The sequence below is a fragment of the Dietzia sp. DQ11-38-2 genome (assembly GCF_014145055.1).
GTDB lineage: Bacteria > Actinomycetota > Actinomycetes > Mycobacteriales > Mycobacteriaceae > Dietzia.
This window is the reverse complement of sequence record NZ_JAALDW010000229.1, coordinates 17098-21129: the sequence shown is the minus strand read 5'-3', so window position 1 is coordinate 21129 and position 4032 is coordinate 17098. Positions and strand designations below refer to the sequence as shown.

Below are 4032 nucleotides of genomic sequence, written 5' to 3'. Positions count from 1 at the left end.
GGGCGGCCCGGCGGCCCCGGCCACCGCCTCCCGGGGGGAGTTGCCGGTCCGGGCGCTCACCGGTTCGGTCCCCGCGACCGGGTTCGCCCGGCACATCGTCGACGATCTGGGCCGGTACGGTCCGGTCAACCTCCTGGCCGGCGACCTCGACGAGTTGTGGTGGGCGTCCAACCGCTCCGGCCGGGGGCCGCTGCGGCTGGACACGGGGGTCCACGGACTGTCCAACGCGGCGCTGGACACCCCGTGGCCGAAGGTCGTCGGCGCGGTGAGCGACGTCACGGCGCTGATGGGGTCCGGGACGATCTCGGGTCAGGACTGGTCGGGCCCCCTGCTCGACCTGCTCGCCGATCCCCGCAAGGCACCGCTCCGGCACCTGCCGCGCACGGGGGTCCCGCTCTGGCATGAGTGGCGCCTGTCGTCGCGGTTCGTCCGGATCGGCCGGTGGTACGGGACCCGGTCGACGACGGCGGTGCGGATCGACGAGCACGGCACGGCTGATGTGGTCGAGCGCACCTGGGACTCCCGGGGACGCGCCGCGGGGACGGTCACCACGAGGATCTGAGTGGAGCGCAGATCCGTGCGGTGGCCGCCCCCCGGGAGACGATCGCGTCGGTGCGTGAGCCGTGGCCCGTGGCCCTTCTAGCCCACGGTCCAGGTGTTGCTGCCGTCGAGCAGGGCCTGGAGGTCCGACGGGGCGGTCTCCTTGGCGGCGGCGACCTGGGCGCGGGCCTGGTCGTCGTAGGTCTCGCGCTGGACCTGCCGGATGATCCCGGTGACGGTGTACTCGAGATCCTGGCTGGACAGGTTCGCCAGCGCGTGCGCGTAGGAGGGGTCCTCGGCATGGGCGTCGTGGACGACGATGTCGGCCTCGTCGACCTCGGCGGTCGCCGCGACCTTCAGCGAGAACCCGGAGCGGACCACGCAGTGCTGGCCCTCGTCGCCGAAGATGATCTTCTCGCCGTGGCGGACCCCGATGAGGTGGTTTCCGGCGTCCTCCTTGCGCAACAGGTCGAACGACCCGTCGTTGAAGATCGGGCAGTCCTGCAGGATCTCCACGAAACTGGTGCCGCGGTGACGGGCGGCGGCGTCGAGGACCTCGGTCAGCCCCTTGCGGTCCGAGTCCAGGGCGCGGGCCACGAAGCTCGCCTGGGCGCCGAGCACCAGAGACAGCGGGTTGAACGGGTGGTCCAACGAGCCCATGGGGCTCGACTTGGTGACCTTGCCCGACTCCGAGGTGGGCGAGTACTGGCCCTTGGTCAGCCCGTAGATCCGGTTGTTGAACATCAGGATGTTGAGGTTGACGTTCCGGCGCAGGGTGTGGATCAGGTGGTTGCCGCCGATCGACATGGCGTCGCCGTCACCGGTGACCACCCATACCGACTGGTCGGGACGGGCGGTGGCCAGGCCGGTCGCGATCGCCGGGGCGCGCCCGTGGATCGAGTGCATGCCGTAGGTCTCGAGGTAGTACGGGAAGCGGCTCGAGCAGCCGATCCCGGAGATGAACGTGATGTTCTCCCGCTTGAGACCGAGCTTGGGCAGCAGGGCACGGATGGTGGCCAGGATGACGTAGTCGCCACACCCGGGGCACCACCGCACCTCCTGGTCCGAGGTGTAGTCCTTGGGCTTCTGCGGTGCGTCGCTCTTGGGGACGGAGGCCAACGCGTCCAGGGGCAGCGGGCTGCCGACGAGTCCGGTTTCGGTGGTGGTCATGGAAGTCCTCTCCTCGCTCGCGGGTCAGCGGGTTCGGTTGGCGGTGGTGGTGCCGGTGGCGGTGTGGCCGATCCGCCGGTGACGCGCGGCGGGCTCGCCGGTCGTGGTGATGACCCCGTCGAGCGCCAGCCGGTACTTGTCGTGCTCGGTGTGGGTGAGCCGACCGGCGAACTCCGCCTCGATGGCGGTCTGCAGTTCCTCGGCCGAGAACGCCATGCCGTGCACCTTGGTGATGGGCTGGATCTGCGCCGGGAAGCGGGCCTTGAGCAACATCGCGAGCTGGCCCAGGTTCATCTCCGGGACGAGCACCCGGTGGTACCTGGCCAGCACCTCGCCGATGTTGTCGGGCAGCGGGTTGAGATGTCGGACGTGCGCACGGGCCACGCGGTGCCCGTTGGCGCGGGCGCGACGGACCGCCTCACCGATGGGGCCGTAGGACGATCCCCAGCCCACCACCAGGACCTCGGCATCGCCGGACGGGTCGTCGACCTCGAGGTCGGGTACGTCGATGAGCGCGATCCGCAGGGCCCGGGTGCGGGTCATGAGGTCGTGGTTCTCCGCCGTGTAGGAGATGTTGCCGGTGCCGTTGGCCTTCTCCAGGCCGCCGATGCGGTGCTCGAGACCCGCCTCACCCGGTATCGCCCAGTCGCGAGCCAACGTCTCCGGGTCGCGGGCGTACGGCAGGTAGTCCCCGGCGGCCTCGGTGTCACCGTCCGCGCCGGTCGCGGGCGCGGTGGCGAGGTTCTTCTCGATGGCCGGCAGGTCGGCCACGTCGGGCAGGAGCCACGGTTCGGAGCCGTTGGCGATCGCGCCGTCGGACAGCACGATGACGGGGGTGCGGTAGGTGACCGCGATCCGCGCCGCCTCCCGGGCGATCTCGAAGCAGTCCGAGGGCGACTGCGGGGCGATCACCGCGACGGGCGATTCCCCGTTGCGCCCGAACAGCGCCTGCAGAAGGTCCGACTGCTCGGTCTTGGTGGGCAGCCCGGTCGAGGGGCCGCCGCGCTGGACGTCGATGATCACCAGCGGCAGCTCGGTCATCACGGCTAGGCCGATGGCCTCCGACTTGAGCGCCAGACCGGGGCCGGAGGTCGAGGTGACCCCCAGCGCCCCGCCGTAGGACGCGCCGAGGGCGGCACCGATTCCGGCGATCTCGTCCTCCGCCTGGAAGGTGGTCACGTCGAACTGCTTGAGCTTGCTCAACTCGTGCAGGATGTCCGAGGCGGGCGTGATGGGGTAGGTGCCCAGGAAGACCGGCATGTCCGCCGACCTGCCCGCGGTGACCAGGCCGTAGGCCATCGCCGTGTTGCCGGTGATCTGGCGGTAGCGACCCTTGGGCAGCTGGGCCGGCTGGATCTCGTACTCGGAGGCGAACGCCTCGGTGGTCTCGCCGTAGTTCCAGCCCGCCCGCAACGCCAGCAGGTTGGCCTGCAGGATCGTCGGCTTCTTCTTGAACTTGTCGCCCAGGAAGGTCTCGATCGAGTCGACCGTGCGGCCGTACATCCAGGTGAGGAGTCCGAGCGCGAACATGTTCTTGCAGCGCTCGGCGTCCTTCTTGCCCACGTCCACGGACTCGACCGCACCGATGGTCAGCGTGCCCATGGCCACCTCGTGCACCTGGAACGCCTCGAAGGCGGGGGAACCGAGCGGGTTGGACTCGTAGCCGACCTTGGTGAGGTTGCGCTTGGTGAACTCGTCGGAGTTGACGATGAGGATGCCACCGGAGGGCAGGTCGTCGATGTTCGCCTTGAGTGCGGCCGGGTTCATCGCCACGAGCACGTCGGGGCGGTCCCCGGCGGTGAGGATGTCGTAGTCCGCGATCTGGATCTGGAAGCTCGACACCCCGTGGATCGTGCCCTGGGGGGCCCGGATCTCGGCCGGGTAGTTGGGCTGGGTCGCCAGGTCGTTGCCGAAGGCCGCCGCCTCCGAGGTGAACTGGTCACCGGCGAGCTGCATGCCGTCTCCGGAGTCGCCCGCGATGCGGATGACCACCTTGTCCAGCTTGGTCTTGGACGCATTGCCCACCGCTGCTGACCTCCGTTGTGTCTGAGATGATCGGGGCTGGTCGTGACTCCCGTACGGCCACCGACGGTACGCCGGTTCGGGCGCGACTCGTCACCCCGACGGAATTGGAAAACAGTAACACGTTCCAGTTCGGCGTGGTTCCCGCTTGTGCCCACCATAGACCGGTCTGTCTATCGGTGCCAATCCGGCGTCGTGTCGAACGCCCTTCTGCTGCTCGTGAGGGGTGTCCGTGACCGGGGACGACGACGAACCGACCCGATGCGACGCGTGACAGATATATAGGGAGGCGGCTGTGCA

3 protein-coding genes are annotated in these 4032 nt (G+C 69.4%); 1 reads left to right on the top strand and 2 read right to left on the bottom strand.

The features are described from left to right. Positions 1-562, top strand: a 562-nt coding sequence (locus G6026_RS08585; protein WP_182612920.1) for an NRDE family protein, incomplete at its 5' end; no start/stop codon positions are given. A gap of 77 nt (positions 563-639) precedes the next feature. Here the strand turns inward: G6026_RS08585 and G6026_RS08580 are convergent. Further along, the gene (locus tag G6026_RS08580) at positions 640-1710 is read right to left on the bottom strand and encodes a 2-oxoacid:ferredoxin oxidoreductase subunit beta (protein ID WP_182612919.1); all 1071 of its coding nucleotides are present in this window, start codon (positions 1708-1710) and stop codon (positions 640-642) included. A gap of 24 nt (positions 1711-1734) precedes the next feature. Beyond that, on the bottom strand, positions 1735-3735 hold the full coding sequence (locus tag G6026_RS08575) for a 2-oxoacid:acceptor oxidoreductase subunit alpha (RefSeq protein WP_156607083.1): 2001 nt from the start codon (positions 3733-3735) through the stop codon (positions 1735-1737). Positions 3736-4032: the final 297 nt, after the last annotated feature.